Consider the following 19581-nt stretch of genomic DNA (forward strand, 5'->3'; position numbering starts at 1 on the left):
CGCGCGCGCGGATGGCCGCCGCGAGCCGCGTCGGGGACGCGGCGTCGGCGGTGACCGCGGCGGCGTCATCGTCGCCCGACGCGGCCAGGTAGCGCCAGGCGTCCGCCGGCGCGAGCCCGGCCTGCAGCAGCACCGCCAGGCGGAGCACGAGCTCCGCACGCGGGCGCGGCAGCGGCGTCCGGCGCCGGGTCACGACGCCACCTCGATCACGAGCCGGTCCGCGCGGATGGATGGCCGGCCGATCCCCGCCACCCGGCGTGCGCCGTCGGGGGCGCGCTCCAGATGCACGACCGCGCCGATCGCGCTCGCCGCCTGACGCGCGAGCGCGCGGTCGTCGAGGCCGGCGAGGGCGCCGAGCGCCTCGAGCCGGGCGGGCACGTCGTCGAGCCCGTTGGCGTGCAGGGTGCCCGCGCCCCCGTCGTGCCCGGTGTTCAACGCCGCGAGCAGCTCACGCACCTCTTCGCCCCGGCACTCCCCCACGACCAGCCGGTCCGGTCGCATCCGCAGGGCCTCGCGCACCAGCCGCGCGAGTCCCACTCCGCCCGCGCCTTCGAGGTTCGGCTGCCGCGCCTCGAGACGCACGTGGTGCGGATGGGCGATGCGCAGCTCTGCGACGTCCTCGATCGTCACGATCCGTTCGCCCGGGTCGGCGAGCGCGAGCAGCGCCGACAGCAGCGTCGTCTTGCCGGAGCCGCCGGCACCGGTCACGAGCAGGTTGACGCGGTCACGCACGAGGCCTTCCAGCCGGGCGCGCGTCGCCGCGCCGAACAGGCCGCGCCGCGCCAGGGCGTCCATGTCCATCTGCTCCGGCCGCGGGATGCGCACCGAGATCGTCGTGCCGCCGGGGGCGATCGGCGGCAGCACGGCGTGCACGCGGGCGCCGCCGGGCAGCCGCACGTCGACGCAGGGACTCGCCTCGTCGATGTGGCGCCCGCCGGCGGCGATGAGCCCCACCGCCAGCTCGCGCACATCGCCCTCGTCGAGCGACCACGGCACGACCGGCCGCGCGCCCCCGCCGCGATCGACGAACGCCCCCGCCGCGCCGTTGACGAACACGTCGGTGACGTCGGGGTCGGCGATCAGCGGGCCGAGCGCGCCCCAGTGCCGGTCCGTCACACGCGTGACGGGCGCTGCGTGCCCGCGAGGCCTGGCGACGAACGACTCGGTCATGCCCGCGACGGTAGACGGGATGCCGCGCCGGCGGCGGCGGCATCCACGTCTCTGTGCACGAGACGGGCGCCCCCGGGGCCTGGGGAGGAGAGGAGCACGGCGGCATCCCGCTGGGGGGAGGGATGCCGCCGTCGCGGTTCCTCGCAGTTGGGGGTGGCGAGGTCGCCACGAGCCCGTCTCTCGATCGGGCCACAGCGACTCTACGCAACGGATCGCAACGCACAAAGCGGACACGGCGCGTGGCACGGTGTTATATCGGAGAAGACATCGGATGCGGCGTGCCCGCATCACCGGCATCGCAAAGGAGCGCCCCCATGACGAGTCAGATCGACCATCTGCTGACCGAGAACCGCCGATTCGCACCGGACCCGGCGTTCGCGGCCGACGCGGTCGCCACCGCGGCGCTGTATGCGGAGGCGGACGCCGACCGCGAGGCGTTCTGGGCGCGGCAGGCGGACGATCTGCTGGCCTGGCAGACGCCGTTCACGCAGGTGCTCGACTGGTCGAATCCGCCGTTCGCGAAGTGGTTCGCGGACGGCCGGCTCAACGTCGCCTACAACTGCCTGGACCGGCACGTCGAGGCCGGGAACGGCGACCGGGTCGCACTGCTGTGGGAGGGCGAGCCCGGCGACGAGCGCCGCATCACCTACGCGGAGCTGACCGAGGAGGTGCGACGCGCCGCCAATGTGCTCGCGGGCCTCGGCATCGGGCAGGGCGACCGCGTCGCGATCTACCTGCCGATGATCCCGGAGGCGGTCGTGTCGATGCTCGCGGTCGCACGCCTGGGCGCGGTGCACTCGGTGGTGTTCGGCGGGTTCTCGGCCGACAGCCTCCGGGCCCGCATCGACGACGCCGGGGCGAAGCTCGTGATCACCGCCGACGGCGGGTACCGCAAGGGCAAGGTGTCGGCGCTCAAGCCCGCGGTCGACCTGGCCCTCGCGGACCGCAACGGCTCGGGTGTGCAGGAGAGCGTCGAGCACGTGCTGGTGGTGCGCCGCGGCGGCAACGACGTCGACTGGACCGAGGGTCGTGACCTCTGGTGGCACGACGTGGTGCCGGCGGCATCCGCCGACCACGAGGCCGAGGCGTTCGAGGCCGAGAACCCGCTTTTCATCCTGTACACCTCCGGCACGACCGGGAAGCCCAAGGGCATCCTGCACACCTCGGGCGGCTATCTGACGCAGGCCGCGTACACGCACCGCAACGTGTTCGACCTGAAGCCTGCGACCGACGTCTACTGGTGCACCGCCGACGTGGGGTGGATCACCGGGCACAGCTACGTCGTCTACGGCCCGCTCGCGAACGGCGCGACCCAGGTGCTGTACGAGGGGACGCCGGACGCGCCGCATCCGGGGCGCTGGTGGGAGGTCATCCAGAAGTACGGCGTGACGGTCTTCTACACCGCGCCCACCGCGATCCGATCGTTCATGAAGATCGGCCGACAGGTGCCGGAGCAGTTCGACCTGAGCTCGCTGCGCGTGCTCGGCTCGGTGGGCGAGCCCATCAACCCCGAGGCGTGGATGTGGTACCGCGCGGTCATCGGCGACCACCGCGCCCCGATCGTGGACACCTGGTGGCAGACCGAGACCGGCGCCATCATGGTCTCCGCGCTGCCCGGGGTGACCGAGACGAAGCCGGGGTCCGCACAGGTGGCGCTGCCGGGCATCTCGATCGACGTCGTCGACGAGACCGGCACGCACGTCGGCAACGGCAACGGCGGACTGCTGGTGATCACCGAGCCGTGGCCGAGCATGCTCCGCGGCATCTGGGGCGACCCGGACCGCTACGTCGAGACGTACTGGCGGATGTTCGCCGACAAGGGCTACTACTTCGCCGGCGACGGCGCACGCCTGGACGAGGACGGGGACGTCTGGCTGCTCGGCCGGGTCGACGACGTCATGAACGTGTCGGGGCATCGCCTCTCGACCGCCGAGATCGAGTCGGCGTTGGTGGGCAACGAGGCCGTCGCCGAGGCGGCCGTGGTCGGCGCGAGCGACGAGACCACCGGCCAGGCGGTCGTGGCGTTCGTGATCATCAAGGAGAACTTCCTCAAGCAGCACTCCCCGGAAGGACTCGCCGGGACACTGCGCGCCTGGGTGGGCGAGCAGATCGGCCCGATCGCGCGCCCGCGCGACGTGTACATCGTCGGCGAGCTGCCCAAGACGCGGTCGGGCAAGATCATGCGCCGCCTGCTGCGCGACGTCGCCGAGGGCCGCGAGGTCGGAGACACCACGACCCTGGCGGACACCGCCGTGATGAGCGTGATCAGCGCGCAGGTGAGGTAGCCCCGAGGTGGGGCAGCGCCGGCTGCTGTCCCTCCACTCCCGGAGCATGTCCCACTTTGGGGCGGTATGAGGGCCCGATACCGCCCCAAAGTGGGACATCAACCGCCCCAAAGTGGGACACGGATGCCGCCGGGCCGGCGCCAGAGCGGGGCGCGGCCCTCAGGCCAGGACGAAGACGACCTCGACCTCGACCGGGCTGTCCAGCGGCAGCACCGGGACGCCGACGGCCGAGCGCGCGTGCTGGTCGCCGAAGATCTCGCCGAGCACCTCGCTGGCGCCGTTGATGACACCGGGCTGCCCGGTGAACTCGGGCACCGATGCCACGAAGCCGGTGACCTTGAGCACGCCGGCGATGCGGTCCACGGAACCTGCGAGCGCAGCGGCGGCGGCGAGCGCGTTCAGCGCCGACAGGCGCGCGAGCCCCTTCGCATCGGCCGCGGGGACGAGGCCATGGCCGTCACCGACCTTGCCGGTGGCGGGGAGAGCCCCGGCGACCATCGGCAGCTGGCCGGAGGTGTAGACGAGGTCGCCGTGGATCCGCGCCGGCACGTATGCCGCGACGGGCGGCACGACCTCGGGCAGCTCGATGCCGAGCTCGGCCAGGCGCGCGCTGACGGCGGTCATGCGCCCGGCTCCTCGAACTGGCGGGATGCCGCGGCCGCGGCATCCAGTCCGCTGTTCTGCTCGCCGCCGCCGACCGGCCGCTTCAGGTAGGCGACGAGCCCGCCCTCGGGCCCGGTCACCACCTGCACGAGCTCCCAGCCCTGCTTGCCCCAGTTGTTGAGGATCGCCGCGGTGTTGTGGATCAGCAGCGGAGTGGTGAGGTACTCCCAGGTCGTCATGAATCGGCTCCAGCGGGCTCGGCGGGACGGCGTGGCAACGGGATGTGTCGAGGGATCCCCCAGCATCCTGGCCTACGATCAAGCCTATGCCCGATACGAAACGGACGAGCGGCGGCGTGCTCGGGGGGCTCGCCGGTCTGGTGGGTCTGAGCGCTATCGCCGGGGTCCTCATCACCGCGACCGTCACGCCCGCCATCGCCGTCACCGGTGCCGCGGCGTCCGGTGCGATCACGCTGTTCGACAACCTGCCGAGCGTGCTCGAGATCGACGACCTGATGGAGCCGACGACGCTCTACTACTCGGACGGCAGCACCGTGCTGGCGACGTTCTACGACCAGAACCGGTCGCCGGTCACATACGACGAGATCGCGCCGGTCATGTACGACGCGATCCTCTCCAGCGAGGACCCGCGCTTCTACGAGCACGGCGGCATCGACCTGATCGGCACGGTGCGCGCACTGTTCTCCAACCTGTCCGGCGGTGTCACGCAGGGCGGCTCCTCGATCAGCCAGCAGTACGTGAAGAACATCCTGATCCAGCAGTGCGAGTGGAACGCCACCACCGACGAGGAAGACCAGGAGTGCTACACCGCGGCGACGGAGTCCAGCGGCATCGAGGGCATCGAGCGCAAGCTGCAGGAGATGCGCTACGCCATCGCCCTGGAGCAGCAGTACTCGAAGAACGAGATCCTGCTGGGCTACCTGAACATCGCCAACTTCGGCGGCACGACCTACGGCATCGACGCCGCGGCCCGCTACTACTTCGGCGTCACCGCCAGCCAGCTCAGCCTGGCCCAGGCGGCGACCCTCGCCGGCATCGTGCAGAACCCGAACGTGTACCGCATCGACCTGTCGGGCGGCACCACGACCGACTCGGCCGGCAACGCGGTCAACAGCGCGGCCGACGGCTATTCGCTGACGAAACAGCGTCAGACCTACGTACTCGAGCGCATGCTCGACGACGGGAAGATCACGCAGGAGCAGTACGACGAGGCGGTGGCCGAGCCCATCACGCCCAACATCACCCCGGCCACCCAGGGGTGCGCCGCGGCGGGCACCGCCGCGTATTTCTGCCAGTACGTGGTGTCGGTGATCAAGAACGACACGGCCTTCGGGGAGACCTCCGACGACCGGCTGGTGGCCTTGCGGCGCGGCGGTCTGCAGATCACGACCACGCTCGACAAGTCGCTGCAGGACTCGGCGGCCGCGACCATGTCTCAGTACGCGCCGGCCACGGTGAGCGGCATGAGCTTCGGTTCTGCCAGCACGAACATAGAGACCTCCACCGGACGAATACTCTCGATCACCCAGAACACGACGTTCAACGAGAGTTCCTCGGCGGGCGCCGGGGAGACATCGGTCGTATATGCCGGTGATCTCACATATGGCAGCTCGATCGGGTTCCCCGCGGGTTCGACCTTCAAGCTGTTCACCCTGCTCGACTGGCTGGAGGAGGGGCATTCGGTCAACGAGGTGGTCAACGGTGTGAACCGGGTGTTCAGCCCGTTCAACAACAGCTGTCTGGCCAACTCCACGATCACCAACACGACGAAGATCAACAACTTCAACAACGTGTCGGGATCGGTGAGCACGCCGATGTACTTCACGGCGCAGTCGATCAACTCCGGCTTCCTCGCCATGGCGCAGGAGCTCGACCTCTGCGGCATCCAGAACGTGATCGCGGCGCTCGGCGTCACAACCGTCGAGTGGAACGACGACACGCAGACGTACGACGTGGTCCCCGTCGTCATGGAGAACCCGTCGCAGGTCATCGGCGTCAACAGCGTGTCGCCGATCGCGATGGCGGCGGCGTACGCCGCCGTCGCGAACAACGGCGTCTACTGCCAGCCGCAGGCGATCGACGCCGTGAAGGACAGCGACGGCAACGATCAGGCGATCCCGACACGCACCTGCACGCAGGCCATCCCGGCGAACATCGCCGCGACGGCCGCATACGCACTGCAGGGCGTCATGGCCTCCGGAGCCACGGGATCCAGCGCCAACCCGAGCGATGGCACCGAGCTGATCGGAAAGACGGGAACGAACGAGTCGTACCAGACATGGATGATCGAGTCGAGCACCGCGGTGACGACGGCCGTATGGGTGGGAAACGCCAGTGGCACCGAGAGCCTGTTCAACAAGTACTACAACGGAACGCTGCTCTCGAGCCTGCGGTACGCGATCGCCCGCAACATCCAGTCGACCGCCGACGTGCTGTACCCGGGCGGGACGTTCCCCGATCCCGACTCGGCCCTCACGAAGACGACCTACACGGACGTCCCGAACGTCGTCGGGATGACGACGGAGGCGGCGACGGCCGCGCTCGAGGCCGCCGGGTTCAGCGTGACGGTCGGCACCGCCGTGGACTCCACGTCCGCCGCGGGCGTGATCGTGTCGCAGAGCCCGTCGGGCCAGGCCGCCGGGGGCAGCACGGTCACGATCGTGCCGAGCACGGGCACCGCGCCGGCTGAGTCGACGCCGAGTCCGACCGCGACGACGACCAGCAACAACAGCAACAGCAACAGCAACGGGAACAGCGGGAACAGCGGAGGGAACCGCTGAGCGCGGGCCGAGCCGCTGCCGCGGCCCTCGGGGCTGCGGCAGCGGCGGGTCTGGGCGCCGCGGTGTGGGGCATCGGCGTCGAACGGCACCTGTACACGCTGCGGCGGCATACGCTCGCGATCCTGCCGCACGGTACGACCGCGCTGCGCGTGCTGCACATCTCCGACGCGCATCTCGCGCCGTGGCAGCACGGGCGGCAGGCGTGGATCGCCTCGCTCGCCGAGCTCGCGCCCGACCTCGTGGTCAACACCGGAGACAACCTCGGGCATCCTGACGCGCTCGACGCGGTGCGCCGGTCGCTCTCGCCGTTCGCCGGCATCCCCGGCCTGTTCGTGCACGGCTCCAACGACGTGTTCGGGCCGACGCCGCGCAATCCGCTGCTGTACTTCGCGGGCCCGTCCACGCGGCGTCCGATGCCGACACGGCTCGACACCGCCCTGCTCGACCGTTTCCTGGTCGACGATCTCGGTTGGCACGATCTCGACAACGCCGTGGCGACGGTGGACGCCGGCGGGCTCCGCATCGACGCTCTCGGCACCGGCGACGCCCACATGGGGTGGGACGAGCTGAACGCGCTGCCGTCCCTGCGGGCGGCGCAGCGGGCGGCGGGCGAGGCCGACCTGGTGCTGGGCGTCACGCACGCCCCGTACGTGCGCGTGCTCGACGAGCTGACGGATCTCGGCGCGGACGCGCTGCTGGCCGGGCACACGCACGGCGGGCAGGTCCGCGTCCCGTTCGCCCGCCGAGCCCTCGTCGCGAACTGCGATCTGCCGCTGGATCAGGCGCGGGGCCTGAGCACATGGGAGCACGACGGCCGACGCGTCCCGTTGAACGTGAGCGCGGGCATCGGCCACTCGATCTACGCACCGGTGCGGTTCGGCTGCCGGCCCGAGGCGTCGCTGCTCACCCTCGTGCCCCGCCGCTGAGCAGGCTCGCCCTCTTCTCCCCAGGCGCTTCGCGGGGCCGCGGTATCCACAGATCCGACCGCCGCCTGCCGCCGCTCGTGCCGGGCACGGACAGTGGGACGCATGAAGCGTGCCCTCCTCGTCCTGCTCCTCGGCATCGCGGTCGTGACCGCCGGCATCATGGTCGCCGCGCCCGCCGGCGCGGCCTCACCGGGTGCCGGTTTCGGCGCCTGGGCGCCGCTCTCCGCGTACGGCTGGCACGGCTCGATGAGCATCGGCGGCCTCCAGACGTATTGCATCTCACCCGGCCGGCCCGTCCCCACCGGCGACAGCAGCGATCAGGGGCTGTCATTCGACGCCGAGGGGCTCGACGCGGGGCGCCTCACCGCGATCAACATGCTCGTGTCGACCTATGGGCAGACCACCGATCCGGTGCAGGCGGCGAGCGTCGGATGGGCGGTCAAGGCTCTCGCGGACTGGGACGAGACGCTGCACTCGTTCGGCTACCCGGGAGACACCCTGGCGGGCGCGATCCACTGGACGTTCTCGGCGCTCGCGCCCGAGGCGGATCAGGCGGTGCAGGACCTCGCCACCGCCTACTACGTCGAGGCGACGGCCGTGCCGGCGGGAGCAGCGACCGGCTCGGGGCGGCTGGAGTTCACGACCCAGGCCGACGACACCGCGCGCGGCACGGTGACGGTGATCGCCGACGTGGCCGAGGCGACGGGGACGGTCACGCTGCAGGGCGCGGTGTTCGCCGACTCCGGCGCGGCCACCCGTGAAGTCGCCGCCGGTGCGACATACGACATCGTCGCGGCGCCGCCGCCCGGGCAGACCTCCTACACCGTGAGCGGATCCGGCACGCTGCGCGGCGGTTTCCTGCCCGCGGTGCGCTTTTTCACGACGGCCGGCGGCCAGGACACCGCCGGCCCCGGCGGCATCCTCGAGTTCCCGATCTCGGGTGAGGACGCCGCCCCGCGCGAGACCGTCTTCGCACCGCAGGTCACGACGCAAGTCGCCTCGCGCTACACCGGCGGCGGGGCGTATGTCGACGACGTGTCGTTCACGAGCGCCCGTGGCGCGTGGGCGCGCACGGCCGACGGCGGCTACGCCTCCGTGACCGCGACCGCGACCGTGTACCGCACCGACACCGAGCCCGTCGTGGCGGACGCCGTGCCGGCGGACGCCGAGGCGGTCGGCACGCTCGAGCTGACCACCGACCCCGGCATCGGCCCGACGGTGCCGTACCGGGTGGAGTCGCCGTGGCCGGTGCCGGGGCCCGGGTTCTACACGGCGGTGTGGCAGGTGGACGCCGACGAGCAGCAGGCCGAGACGCAGGCCGCGCTCGAGCCGGGCTATTCCTGGAACGAGCGCTTCGGCGAGGCGAGCCAGGTGATGCTCGTGGCGACCACGAGCTCGGCGGCCGAGCCCGAGGTGACCGTCGGCCAGGCGATGTCCGACGCGGTGATCGTCGAGGGCGCCGTGCCGGCGACGGGGCTCGATGTGTGGAGTGAGGTCTACCACGTGCCCGACGGTGTGGCGATCGCCGAGGCGTGCACGCCCGAGAATCTCGTCTGGCGCGCCCCGCCCGCGCACGTCACCGCCTCCGGATCCCGCACGTTCACCGCGCCGGAGGTGCCGGACTTCGGCACCTACATCTGGCAGGAGCACGCGACGGACGCGGACGGCGTGCCGGTGCACGACGGCGCCTGCGGCGTCCCGGCGGAGACGACCGTCGCCGTCCCGCCCGTCGTCTCGACGCGAGCGCAGGAGGCGGTCGGCTTCGGCGGCGCGGCGGTCGACACGGCGACCGTGTCCGGTCGGGTGCCCGTGAGCGGCGTGACCGAGGTGACGTTCGAGGTCTATCGCGGCGACGAGGGCGCGGCGGCGGACTCCTGCCGACCGGAGAACCTCGTCGCCGCGACGGCCGCGGTGCCCGTGCCGACGGCGGGCGAGTACGTGTCGCCGTCGGTGCGGCTCGAGACGGTCGGGCCGCACCACTGGGTCGAGTACCTGTGGTGGACCACGCCGACGGGCGAGCGGCGGCTCCTGGCGCAGGGATCGTGCGGAGCGACGGCGGAGACGACCGTGGTCGAGCAGCCGGCGCTGACCACGACGGCGACCGCGCGTGCGGCGCTGGGCGCACCGTTCACCGATGCGGCGACGGTGACCGGCCTCGGCGACGACGTGGATGCGGAGCTCGTGTTCACCCTCTTCCGCCTGACGCCCGGTGCCGAGCCGGTGTGCACGGCCGACTCGATGGAGGCCACCACCGCGCCCGTGCCGGTCAGGGCGTCGGGCACGTTCGTCTCACCGACGGTGAGCTCGCAGATCGCCGGGTCGAAGCTGTGGATCGCCGAGCTGCGGTACCGCGCCACGCCGGATGCCGAGCCCGTCGTCCTCGCGCGCGGGGCGTGCGGCGACGCCGGCGAGACCACCGTCGTCGACTCGCTCGCCGCGACCGGTGCCTTCTTCGGCGTCCCGCTGCCCGCTGTCGGCACCGCCGGCGCGATGTCACTGGGCGGAGGCGCCCTCGTCCTGTTCATGCGTCGTCGCCGGCGCGTCCCCTCGTCGCCGGTCGTGCGCGGCGGGATCGAGGACTGGCGGCCCTGACAACGCTCGCGGTCGCGGGCACAATGGGAGGGTGATCGTGTCCATCGAGGTGATCGGCGTGATCGTCGCGATCTGCGCCGCGACGATCACACTGCTCGGCGGGATCGGGTCGCTCATGGCCTGGGGGCTGCGCCGTGTCGACGCCCGGTTCGACAACATCGACGCGAAGTTCGACCGGATCGACAGGCGGTTCGAGAAGATCGACGCGCGGTTCGAGAAGATCGACGCGCGGTTCGACCGCATCGATGAACGGTTCGACCGCATCGAGGCGGACATCGTCGAGCTGAAGGTCGCCGTCGCCCGGCTGGAGGGTCCGTTGCCGCGGCTGCTGACGCGTCCCGTGCGTTGAGCGGCACCGATTCGGAGGCGCGCCCGATCTCGGGTAGACTCGGAGGGTTGCCACGGGGTGTGGCGCAGCTTGGTAGCGCGCTTCGTTCGGGACGAAGAGGCCGCAGGTTCAAATCCTGTCACCCCGACCATAACGACTGAGGGCCGCCCATTCGGGCCGGCCCTCAGTCGTTCCCCGACGGGTCGCATCGCGCCCCGATGCTAGCGTCGGAGGATGGCGGAATCTCACGCGTCCGGTCTTCTCGACGGCGTCGAACTCTGGGACGGTCACGAGCATCGGGGTCGCGTGCGGATCCGCTGGTCGGACGGCATCGTGGAGGTCGTCGAGTCCGGCGCGAGCACGACCGGCGAGGCGCTGTCCGTCATCCCCGGCCTCGTCGACACGCACGTGCACCTGGACGTGCCGGTGGCCGACGGAAGGCCGGCCGACCTCGGCTGGGGCACGGTGACCGGCCAGGCGGAGCAGTCGCTCCACGTGCTGGGGAATGCGCTGCGCTTCGCACAGAACGGTGTGACCACGCTGCGCGACATGTGGTCGCACGCGCCGCAGTTCGCCGCCGCCCGCGCACTGCGCGAGCGCGTCCTCCCCGGGCCCCGCCTGCTCGCGAACGGGCCCGTCGGGATGACGGCGGGTCACGGTGACCTGTTCACGCCGCACGGCGTCTCCGACCGCCCGCCGACGGCAGACGGCGTCGACGAATGCCGCAGGCTCGTGCGCCGCTGGGCCCGCGACGGCGCAGACGGCATCAAGATCTACACGTCCGGCGGCATCCTCTCGATGGGCGACGAGGTGGGCTGGCGCAATCACACCCTGGCCGAGACCGAGGCGATCATCGACGAAGCGCATGCGCTCGGAAAGCGCGTCGGCGCTCACGCGCTCAACGCCGAGGGGATCGACATCGCGCTCGCCGTCGGCGTCGACTCGATCCAGCACGGCACGGGCCTCCTGCCCCGGCACGTCGACGAGCTCCTGGCACGCGCCCTGCCGATCGCTCCGACGCTTCTCGTGCACGAGTCGATCCTTCGCGACACGGATCCCCGGCGGGAAGAGGCCCGCCGCCAGACCGCGCCGATCGTGGCGCACCGCGACGAGAACTTCGCGGCGGCGGCGTCCCGCGGCGTCCGCTTCGTGCTGGGGACGGATGCGAACGGTCGTCTCGTGCCCTACGACGGCGCACAGGAGGAGCTGCGGCGCATGCGCGACCTGTTCGGATGGAGTGACGAACGCGCGCTCATCGCCGGCACCTCGGACGCCGCGGCATCGCTCGGCCTCGGCGATGTGACCGGCACTGTCGCCGCCGGCTACAGCGCAGACCTGCTGATCGTCCGCGGCCGCCCGTGGGAGGATCTCGGCGCGCTCACGACCGATCGACTGGTCGCGGTCGTCGCCCGCGGCCGCGTCCTGTCGGGCGTGCTGCCCGGCTGAGGCGCGGCGCCGGCGCTCACCGCTTGTCGCCGACGTCCTTCCCGACCGCGAAGCTCTCCGGCTCGGCGCCGGTGAGCAGATGGTCGCCCAGCAGCCGCGCCTTGAACGGGTAGGGATTGTGGGAGGCGATCGCGCGTGCATTGCGCCAGTGGCGGTCGAGGCCGAGCCGGCTCGACAGCGATGATGCGCCCAGCACGTCCAGCAGGTGCGCGGTCTGATCCAGCACCGTCTCCGAGATCGTGACCTGGGCCGACGCGACGGCGAGCTCGACCTCGACGAACGCGGCGTCGACGACGGCCGGGTCGGTGCCCGGAGCGGTCCACAGCTCCCAGGCGGTCTCGAGCTCACGACCGAGCCCGTCCAGGATCCAACGGGCGGCATCCGCAGCCGCCTGCGCCCGGCCGACCTGCTCCTGCACCACGGCGTCGTCGCGGGGCAGCTCGCCGGTGCCGGTGAAGTACACCCGCGCCTTGACCCGCACGATCTCGGTCAGGTCTCGTGCCGCGGCCTGCGCGATGCCCGCCAGCGTCGCCAGGAGCACCGTCTGGTGCAGCCCGGAGCCGCCTCGCCGCGGACCGTCGAGCGGGAAGCGCCGCACCTCGTCGTCTGACACGGCGACGTCCTCGAAGACCGTGGTGCTCGTCGCGGTCAGACGCTGGCCGAAGCCGTCCCAGTCGTCGAGCAGGGTCACCCCGGCGCGGTCGCGCGGGACGACCGGGACGCCGTCCTCGTCGACCGCTCCGACCGGCAGCCACTGCGCGTAGGCGTTGCCGGTGCCGTAGATCTTGCGGCCGTTCAACCGGTAGCCGCCGGCGGGGTCCCGCCGGAGCACGGTCGAGACCTCGCCGAGCTTCGAGCCGTGCGGCTCCGTCGTCGCGCTGCCGAAGAGGTCGCCCGCGACCACACGGCGGAGCCACGCCTGCGCGTCCGCATCCTGTCGGCGCTGGAGCAGCAGCTCCACCTGGTAGTAGTGCTGCCGCAGCGCCTGCGGCAGATTCGAGTCGGCGGCCGCGAGCTCGCGCAGCAGGCCGAACAGCTGTCGCAGGCTCGCCCCGGCGCCGCCGAGCTCCACCGGCACGCGCACCGCCCCGATCCCCGTGAGGGCGAGCTCCCGCATCTCGTCGAGCGGCAACATCCGCTTCCGTTCGCGGGCGGCGGCACCGCGCGCGATGCGCTCGAACAGCGGAGCGAAGCGGGCGAGGAGCTCCTGGTCGGTGACGCTCATCGTCCGGCCTCCGTCCGCGCGGCGACCAGCTCGGCGCGCAGCCGACGGGCAGGATGCCGCTCCGGCAGATACGGCCCGTCGCCGGTGACCTTCTCCCGCACCGTGCCGGGGCGGTAGTCGGCCTGCATCGTCCCGCGCTCGACGAGCACCGGGCGCACGTGGTCGACGAAGTCCTCGAACGTCCCGGGCGAGACGAGGTATTGCACGTTGATGCCGTCGACTCCGGCCGCCTGCCATGCGTCGATCTCGTCGGCGATCTGCTCGGGCGTGCCGGTCACGTGCGAGTTCGCCGCCTGGCGCACCAGCTCCTCGAACGTCGTCGACGGATCCGCCCCGGCGAGGACCTGCCGTGTCAGCGGGCCGGGCTCGCCGGATGCCAGCAGCTCCCCCGCCGTCGCGGTCAGCGGGTATCGGTCGAGATCCTCCTGCCAGAAGCCGCTGAACTTCACGAGCATCGACTCGAGCGACTGCGTCTCGCGCAGCTCGCGGTCGAGGCGCTGCGCCTCCTCCTCCGTGCTGCCGACGACGATGCCGAGACCGCCGAAGATCTTCACGTCGCCCGCCGCACGACCCTGGGCGACCGCGGCGGCGCGCAGCTGGGCGACGCTGGCGGGTGCACCCTGTCGGCCGCCGGTCGTGAACAGCACCTCGGCGTGCTTTCCGGCGAAGCCGATTCCGGTGCCGGATGCCGCCGCATTGAACAGGAACGGCGTGCGCTGCGGGCTCGGCGTCGTGAGGTGCGGACCGGGCACGGTGTAGTAGGGGCCGACGTGGTCGATCGTGTGCACCTTGCCGGGGTCGGTGTAGACGCCGCGCTCCCGGTCGGCGATCACGGCGTCGTCGTCCCACGACGCCTCCCACAGCTTGTAGACCGCGGTGACGTAGTCCTCCGCCCGGCCGTAGCGCTCCTCGTGGCTCGGCAGCCCCTCATGGCCGAGGTTGCGGCCGGCGCCGGGAAGGAAGCTCGTCACGATGTTCCAGGCGATGCGCCCGCCGCTCAGATGGTCGAGCGTGGAGAGCTTGCGCGCGAACGTGTACGGCGGCTCCTGCAGGATGTTCTCGGTGAGCACGAGCCCCAGGTGCTCGGTCTCGTGGGCGAGGATCGGGATCAGCACGGCCGGGTCGTTCACGGGCGTCTGCATGCCGGTCGCGATCGCGGCATCCCGGTTCCCGCGATACAGGTCGTACGGTGCCAGCACGTCGGCGAAGAAGAGGAAGTCGAACTTCCCCCGTTCGAGCGTCTTGGCCAGGTCGACCCAGTATGCCGCGGAGTCGAGCTCGGTCTGCCGGCTGTCGGGCCGTCGCCAGGCTCCGTGATCGTGGTGAGAGAGCACGAACTCGTTGAACGCGCTGAAGATGAGGGGACGTCGGGTCGTCATCGGTTCTCCTCCCGGCGGTGGCGCCTCTCGCGTCCACGGCGGTCTTGGTCAGGCATGGGGCTCCTCCCGGCGGCGATCAGCCGCGCGCCGCGCCGCGGAAGCGGTCGACGACGATCTCCTCGATGACGGTCACAGCCGTGTACAGCACCGTGGAGACGAGGATCAGGACGGCGGCGTAGGTCCAGAGGGCGCTGTACTGCGATGTGCCGGCGGCGCGCATGAGCTCGCTGCCCGCGCCGTTGCCGGTGATGAGCCATTCGGCGATCAGCGCCGCCGCCACGGCCTGCGGCACGGCGATGCGGGCGGCGGCGAAGAACGCGGGGACCGCGGCGGGAAGCGCCACCTTCAGCATCCGCGCCCACCGCCGCCCGCCGAACACGGTGATGACGTCGAGAGCGTCGCCCGGGGCGTTCGAGATGCCGAACGAGACGGTCACCAGCGCGGCGAAGAACACCACGATGAACCCGACCACCGCCACCCCGGCGGGTCCGCGCCCGACCGCGAGCACGATGAGCGGGGTGAAGGCGAGCAGCGGGAAGGTGCGCAGCACCATCGCCACCGGCATGAACGTGACCGCGAGCGCCGGGAAGATGGCGAACACCACGGCGACCACGACCGCGCCGCCGAGGCCGGCGATGTAGCCGATCCCGGCGTCGGCGAGCGTCGCGAGCATGGCCGCGACCACCTGCTCCCGCTGCTGGTCGGCCTGCGTCCCGGTGACCAGGTACTCCCACACGTCCACCGGCGACTTGCCGACGAAGTGGCTCACACCCGAGAACACGAGGAACAGCCACCATGCGGCGACGATGAGTGCGACGACCCCGAGGAAGACGGCGACCCGCCCGCCGACCGCGCCGAGGATGCGGCGCCCCGAGCCGCATGCGGGCCCGCTCACCGCGTCCTCCCCTCGCGCGCCCACCCGAACGCGTATCGCTGGACGAGGGCGAGGAGCCCGTACGCGATACACGTCACCGCCGCAGCGCTGAGCCCGAAGATCCAGGTGCGCTCGACCTGGATGTAGCGCTGCGCCGCTGCCAGCGCGACGCCGATGCCCGAGTCCACCCCGCCCAGGTACTCGCCGATGATCGCGCCGAGGATCGCCCCCGGCACGGCGATCTTGAGCGCGTTGACGGCGGCGGGCAGCGCGGCGACGGCCGTGACCTTCGTGAAGATCTGGTGTCGGCGCGCGCCGAACACGCGCAGCGCGTCGCGTTCGGTCGGACGTGACGCGTAGCCGCCGAGGACGGTCGCGATCAGCGTGGTGAAGAACACGGCGAGACCGGCGAGGAAGATGGAGGGCGTGCGTCCGCCGGTCAGCGCGAGCACGACGGGGCCGACGGCGACCGCGGGCGCGCATTCGACCACGAGCGCGAGCTGGCTGACGGCGTGCCGGGTGGCGGGAAGCGCGAGCACGATGGCCGAGCCGATCAGGGCCAGGCCGACGCCCCAGAGGTATCCCTGCCCGGCGCTGGCGAGCGTGACGCCGATCTGGGCGAGGTAGTACTCCGGGCCGTCGGCAACGATCTGCGCGACCAGCGCCGGCGGTGAGGGCACGACGCCGGTGGTCGCGAAGGCCGTGTCCGCGATGATCCACCACAGCGCGAACACGACCACGAAGCCGAGCGCGCCGAGGATCCATCGGCCCGAACGCGCGTACGTCATGTGTCGGCGTCCGCGTTCCGGCTGCTGAACAGGAGCTCCTGCAGCCGATCCGTGAGCGCGTGGAACTCGGGTGCCCGCAGGATGTCGACCGTCCGCGGTCGGGGGAGGTCGATCGGGACGACCTCGAGGATGCGGCCGGGTCGTGGCGACATCACGGCCACGACATCGGAGAGGAGGATCGCCTCCTGGATGCCGTGCGTGACCATCAGGGTCGTCGCCGGGCGCTCGAGCCAGATGCGCTGGAGCTCGAAGTTCAGTCGCTGCCGGGTCATGTCGTCGAGCGCGCCGAACGGCTCGTCGAGCAGGAGCAGCTCGGGCTCGACGACGAGCGCCCGGGCGATCGCGACGCGCTGACGCATGCCGCCGGACAGCTGCGCGGGCCGGGCGCGTTCGAAGCCGGTGAGGCCGACGAGCTCGATGAGCGCGTCGACGCGCGCCGGGTCGCGGCGACGGCCGGCGAGCTCCAGCGGCAGTCCGATGTTGCTGCGCACGGACCGCCACGCCAGCAGCGCCGGGTCCTGGAACGCGACGCCGACGTGGCCGCGGACGCCGCGCGAGGACACCCGTTCGCCGTGCACGAGAGCCTCGCCGCTGGTGGCCTCCTCGAGGCCGGCGAGGATCCGCAGGACCGTGGACTTCCCGCATCCGGACGGGCCGAGAAGCGAGACGAAGCCCCCTCGGCCGAGCGTGAGGTCGACCCCGTCCAGCGCGCGGACCGCGTGCGCGCCGCGGCCGAACGTCTTGCCGAGGCCGCGGACGTCCAGCCCGTCGGCGCGCGCACCCGCGGTGGCCGCGTCGGACGAACCCGACGCGCCCACCGCTTCCGGCGAGGTCTCCGTCACTGAGAGAAGTCCGCTCCGAGGATCCACTCGGGGTGCTGCGCGTAGACGTCGGCGATGAGCGAGGTGTCGAAGGTGTCCTCCGCGGTCGTGTCGTATCCGACCAGCGCGAGGGCTGTGATGTTGTTCGCGAGGGCGTCGTCGCTCACGGTGCCGATGCCGTTGGTCTTCGACTCGTCCGTCAGGATGAGCTTGCTCTGCTGCGTCCACGACAGCTCCAGCGAGGTCTTGTCCCAGTTCTGGTCCTTGCCGTAGTCGTCCACGACGAGGTCGAGCGCGTGGTCGGAGTCCTGGAACGCGTCGTACCAGCCGTGCGCGTACGCGTCGAGGAACGCCTCGATCTTCTCGGGCTCGTTCGCGAGCGTGTCCGCCGTGACGATGACGGCCTCCGCGCCGTACGTGAGGCCGTAGTCGGCGAGCAGGAACTCCTGCGCGCCGAACCCGTCGGCACGCAGCTGCGCGCCGCCGTCCCCGTAGCCCATGAAGCCGTCGATGTTGCCGAGCTTCAGGTCGCTCTCCGCGTCGCCGTAGGGCACGACGTCGATCTGGCTCTCGTCGATGTCGTTCGCCGCGAGGAAGGCCTCCCAGCTCGTCCGGCTGGCGTCGGCGATGGCGATCGTCTTGCCGATGAGGTCCTGCGGCGTGTCGATCGGGTCGCTGGTCGCCGACACCAGGGTGTACGGGTTCTTCTGGTAGGTGGTCGCGACGATGCGGAGGTCGGCGCCCTGCTCGTTCGCGGCGGCGACGTCGGCGACGCCGCCGAACGCGATCCATGCCTGCCCGCTGGTCAGCGCCGTCGCGGCCGAGACGCCGCCGATCCCCCCGGCGTTGAAGGTGACGGTGCCGAAGCCCTCGTCGGCGAAGTAGCCGGCGTCGTCGGCGTCGAAGACGCCGGCGAACTCGTGGTTCTTGAGCCAGTCGAGCTGCACGGTGATGTCGCCGTAGTCGGCGGTGGCGTCGGTGCTGGTCGATGAGGTCGAGCCGGCGCACGCCGCCAGTGAAGCGGCGACGGCTCCGACGAGCGCCAGCGCGCCCGCCTTCCGGATGATGCTGTGGCGCAAGGACATGGTCTGCTCTCTCGATCGGGTGGGTCGGGGTGCGGGACGACAGTCGCGGTCGCGACTTGTCAACAAGTTCAATCTGCCCGATCCCGGTCCGATCGGCCCACTATGTTGCGGCCTGTTACCTCGTGGGCGGATGCCGTGACGGCTCAGTCGTCGACGCCGAGCACCTCCTTGCCGATCTCGGTGGCGAGCACCTCCGTCGAATAGGCCATGAGCTGGCCCGCCTCCGCGTCGCGGAGGTGGCGCTGGATGGGAGAGGAGCGCAGGTAGCCGGAGGCGCCGCCGACGCGCACGGCGAGCTGCGCGATCTCGACCGCGGTCTTGTTGGCGAGGTACTTCGCGCGGCTGAGCTCGCCGAAGAACGAGGGATCGCCGTCGTCGGCGCGCCACAGCGCACGCTGGAAGAGGGCTTCGACGGCGGCGAGGCGGCTCTGCGCCTCGGCGACCTCGTGCTGCACCCACTGCTGATGGGACAGCGGCGCCCCGAGGATGATGCGGGAGCGCGCGTGTGCCACGAGCGCGTCGAGTGCGGCGGCGGCCACCCCGAGCGAGATCGCCGGCAGGCCGGCCGGGACCACCGCGAAATCGCCCGGCTGAGGGCCACGGCCGCGATATTCACGACGCAGCGGCGTCCGCCGGAACGACAGCAGCTGGCTGCGCGTGGCACGGAGGCCCAACGTGTCCCAGATGGGGATGATCGTGAGGGTCTCGTCCGGGACGACGCCGAAGAACACCGGCTCGCCGTCCACGAGCGCGTTCACGAGCAGGTAGTCGGCGATCTCGCTGCCGGAGACGAAGCGCTTGGCGCCGTCGAGCACCCATCCGTCCCCGACGGCCTCGGCCTCCTGCTGCGGGTTCAGGAACCGATTGCCGCTCGTCGGCTCCGAGAGCGCGTTGGCGAAGCGCTTGCCGGCGAGGAACTCCCGCGCGAAGAATCCGTCGAGGCTGTCATGCGTGAGCTGGGCGAGGCCTACGCCGGCCCCGGTGTGCATCGTGAGGATCGTCGCGGTGGAGGCGTCGGCCTTCGCGACGACGCGGATGAGCTCGCCGAAGGCCTGGTAGCCGATGCCGTCGCCGCCGAGCGCGCTCGGCAGCACCGCCCGCGTCACGCCCGCCGTGTGGAGGGCTTCGAGGTTCGCGATCGGGATCTCCGCGCGCTCGTCGTAGTCGGCGGCACGGGCCGCGAAGTCGACGCACAGCACGGCGACCGCGTCCAGCAGCGTGCGCTCGCTCTCGTCCAGGCCGAACGGCACAGTCATGAG

The 19581-nt window shown here is 71.6% G+C and carries 16 protein-coding genes, 1 tRNA gene and 1 pseudogene; 7 read left to right on the top strand and 11 right to left on the bottom strand.

The window, feature by feature from the left end; translation table 11 throughout:
- Nucleotides 1-193: pseudogene (locus tag QM626_RS02255) on the bottom strand (hypothetical protein); the annotation flags it as partial.
- Nucleotides 190-1170, bottom strand: a complete 981-nt coding sequence (locus tag QM626_RS02260) for a TadA family conjugal transfer-associated ATPase (protein ID WP_415073538.1) — start codon at nt 1168-1170, stop codon at nt 190-192. The gene QM626_RS02260 and the pseudogene QM626_RS02255, both read right to left, overlap by 4 nt.
- A 314-nt stretch (nt 1171-1484) precedes the next feature.
- Here QM626_RS02260 and acs point away from each other — a divergent pair, with 314 nt between their 5' ends.
- Nucleotides 1485-3455, top strand: a complete 1971-nt coding sequence (gene acs, locus QM626_RS02265) for an acetate--CoA ligase (protein WP_415073540.1) — start codon at nt 1485-1487, stop codon at nt 3453-3455.
- A 159-nt stretch (nt 3456-3614) separates the two neighbouring features.
- On the opposite strand, the gene QM626_RS02270 is transcribed toward acs, so the two are convergent.
- Both QM626_RS02270 and QM626_RS02275 read right to left on the bottom strand, forming a co-directional pair.
- Nucleotides 3615-4079 (bottom strand): RidA family protein, encoded by a 465-nt coding sequence (locus QM626_RS02270; RefSeq protein ID WP_415073542.1) that lies wholly within the window; start codon nt 4077-4079, stop codon nt 3615-3617.
- Nucleotides 4076-4297: a hypothetical protein gene (locus QM626_RS02275; RefSeq protein ID WP_415073544.1), complete on the bottom strand. Its 222-nt coding sequence runs from the start codon at nt 4295-4297 to the stop codon at nt 4076-4078. The genes QM626_RS02270 and QM626_RS02275 overlap by 4 nt, the downstream gene beginning before the upstream one ends.
- A gap of 86 nt (nt 4298-4383) precedes the next feature.
- On the opposite strand from QM626_RS02275, the gene QM626_RS02280 reads away from it, so the two are divergent.
- From QM626_RS02280 to QM626_RS02305, 6 genes are all read left to right on the top strand, one after another.
- Entirely contained in the window at nt 4384-6858 is a 2475-nt protein-coding gene (locus tag QM626_RS02280; protein WP_415073546.1) for a transglycosylase domain-containing protein, read from the top strand.
- The gene (locus QM626_RS02285) at nt 6855-7784 is read left to right on the top strand and encodes a metallophosphoesterase (protein ID WP_415073602.1); all 930 of its coding nucleotides are present in this window, start codon (nt 6855-6857) and stop codon (nt 7782-7784) included. Before QM626_RS02280 ends, QM626_RS02285 begins: the two co-directional genes overlap by 4 nt.
- 102 nt (nt 7785-7886) lie before the next feature.
- Nucleotides 7887-10376: a hypothetical protein gene (locus QM626_RS02290; RefSeq protein WP_415073548.1), complete on the top strand. Its 2490-nt coding sequence runs from the start codon at nt 7887-7889 to the stop codon at nt 10374-10376.
- A gap of 31 nt (nt 10377-10407) precedes the next feature.
- The gene (locus QM626_RS02295; RefSeq protein ID WP_415073550.1) at nt 10408-10725 is read left to right on the top strand and encodes a response regulator; all 318 of its coding nucleotides are present in this window, start codon (nt 10408-10410) and stop codon (nt 10723-10725) included.
- Between the two features lie 53 nt (nt 10726-10778).
- Nucleotides 10779-10855 (top strand) — tRNA-Pro (locus QM626_RS02300).
- An 83-nt stretch (nt 10856-10938) separates the two neighbouring features.
- Complete coding sequence (locus QM626_RS02305) at nt 10939-12150, top strand: amidohydrolase family protein (RefSeq protein ID WP_415073552.1); 1212 nt, start codon at nt 10939-10941, stop codon at nt 12148-12150.
- 16 nt (nt 12151-12166) lie between these two features.
- Here the strand turns inward: QM626_RS02305 and QM626_RS02310 are convergent, their stop codons facing one another.
- The 7 genes from QM626_RS02310 to QM626_RS02340 form a co-directional block, all read right to left on the bottom strand.
- Nucleotides 12167-13375 (bottom strand): acyl-CoA dehydrogenase family protein, encoded by a 1209-nt coding sequence (locus QM626_RS02310; RefSeq protein ID WP_415073554.1) that lies wholly within the window; start codon nt 13373-13375, stop codon nt 12167-12169.
- The gene (locus QM626_RS02315) at nt 13372-14754 is read right to left on the bottom strand and encodes an NtaA/DmoA family FMN-dependent monooxygenase (RefSeq protein WP_415073556.1); all 1383 of its coding nucleotides are present in this window, start codon (nt 14752-14754) and stop codon (nt 13372-13374) included. The genes QM626_RS02310 and QM626_RS02315 overlap by 4 nt, the downstream gene beginning before the upstream one ends.
- A gap of 76 nt (nt 14755-14830) precedes the next feature.
- A complete protein-coding gene (locus QM626_RS02320) occupies nt 14831-15649 on the bottom strand; it encodes an ABC transporter permease (RefSeq protein WP_415073558.1) in 819 nt (272 codons plus the stop codon).
- Nucleotides 15646-16416: an ABC transporter permease gene (locus tag QM626_RS02325; RefSeq protein ID WP_415073560.1), complete on the bottom strand. Its 771-nt coding sequence runs from the start codon at nt 16414-16416 to the stop codon at nt 15646-15648. The genes QM626_RS02320 and QM626_RS02325 overlap by 4 nt, the downstream gene beginning before the upstream one ends.
- On the bottom strand, nt 16413-17258 hold the full coding sequence (locus tag QM626_RS02330; protein WP_415073562.1) for an ABC transporter ATP-binding protein: 846 nt from the start codon (nt 17256-17258) through the stop codon (nt 16413-16415). The genes QM626_RS02325 and QM626_RS02330 overlap by 4 nt, the downstream gene beginning before the upstream one ends.
- Nucleotides 17255-18322 carry an ABC transporter substrate-binding protein gene (locus tag QM626_RS02335; RefSeq protein WP_415073564.1) on the bottom strand — a complete coding sequence of 356 codons (1068 nt, stop codon included), beginning with the start codon at nt 18320-18322 and terminating at the stop codon, nt 17255-17257. The genes QM626_RS02330 and QM626_RS02335 overlap by 4 nt, the downstream gene beginning before the upstream one ends.
- Nucleotides 18323-18465: 143 nt before the next feature.
- Entirely contained in the window at nt 18466-19578 is a 1113-nt protein-coding gene (locus QM626_RS02340; protein ID WP_415073566.1) for an acyl-CoA dehydrogenase family protein, read from the bottom strand.
- Nucleotides 19579-19581: the final 3 nt, after the last annotated feature.

Origin of the sequence: Microbacterium sp., assembly GCF_047606385.1 — a bacterium.
Classification (GTDB): domain Bacteria; phylum Actinomycetota; class Actinomycetes; order Actinomycetales; family Microbacteriaceae; genus Microbacterium.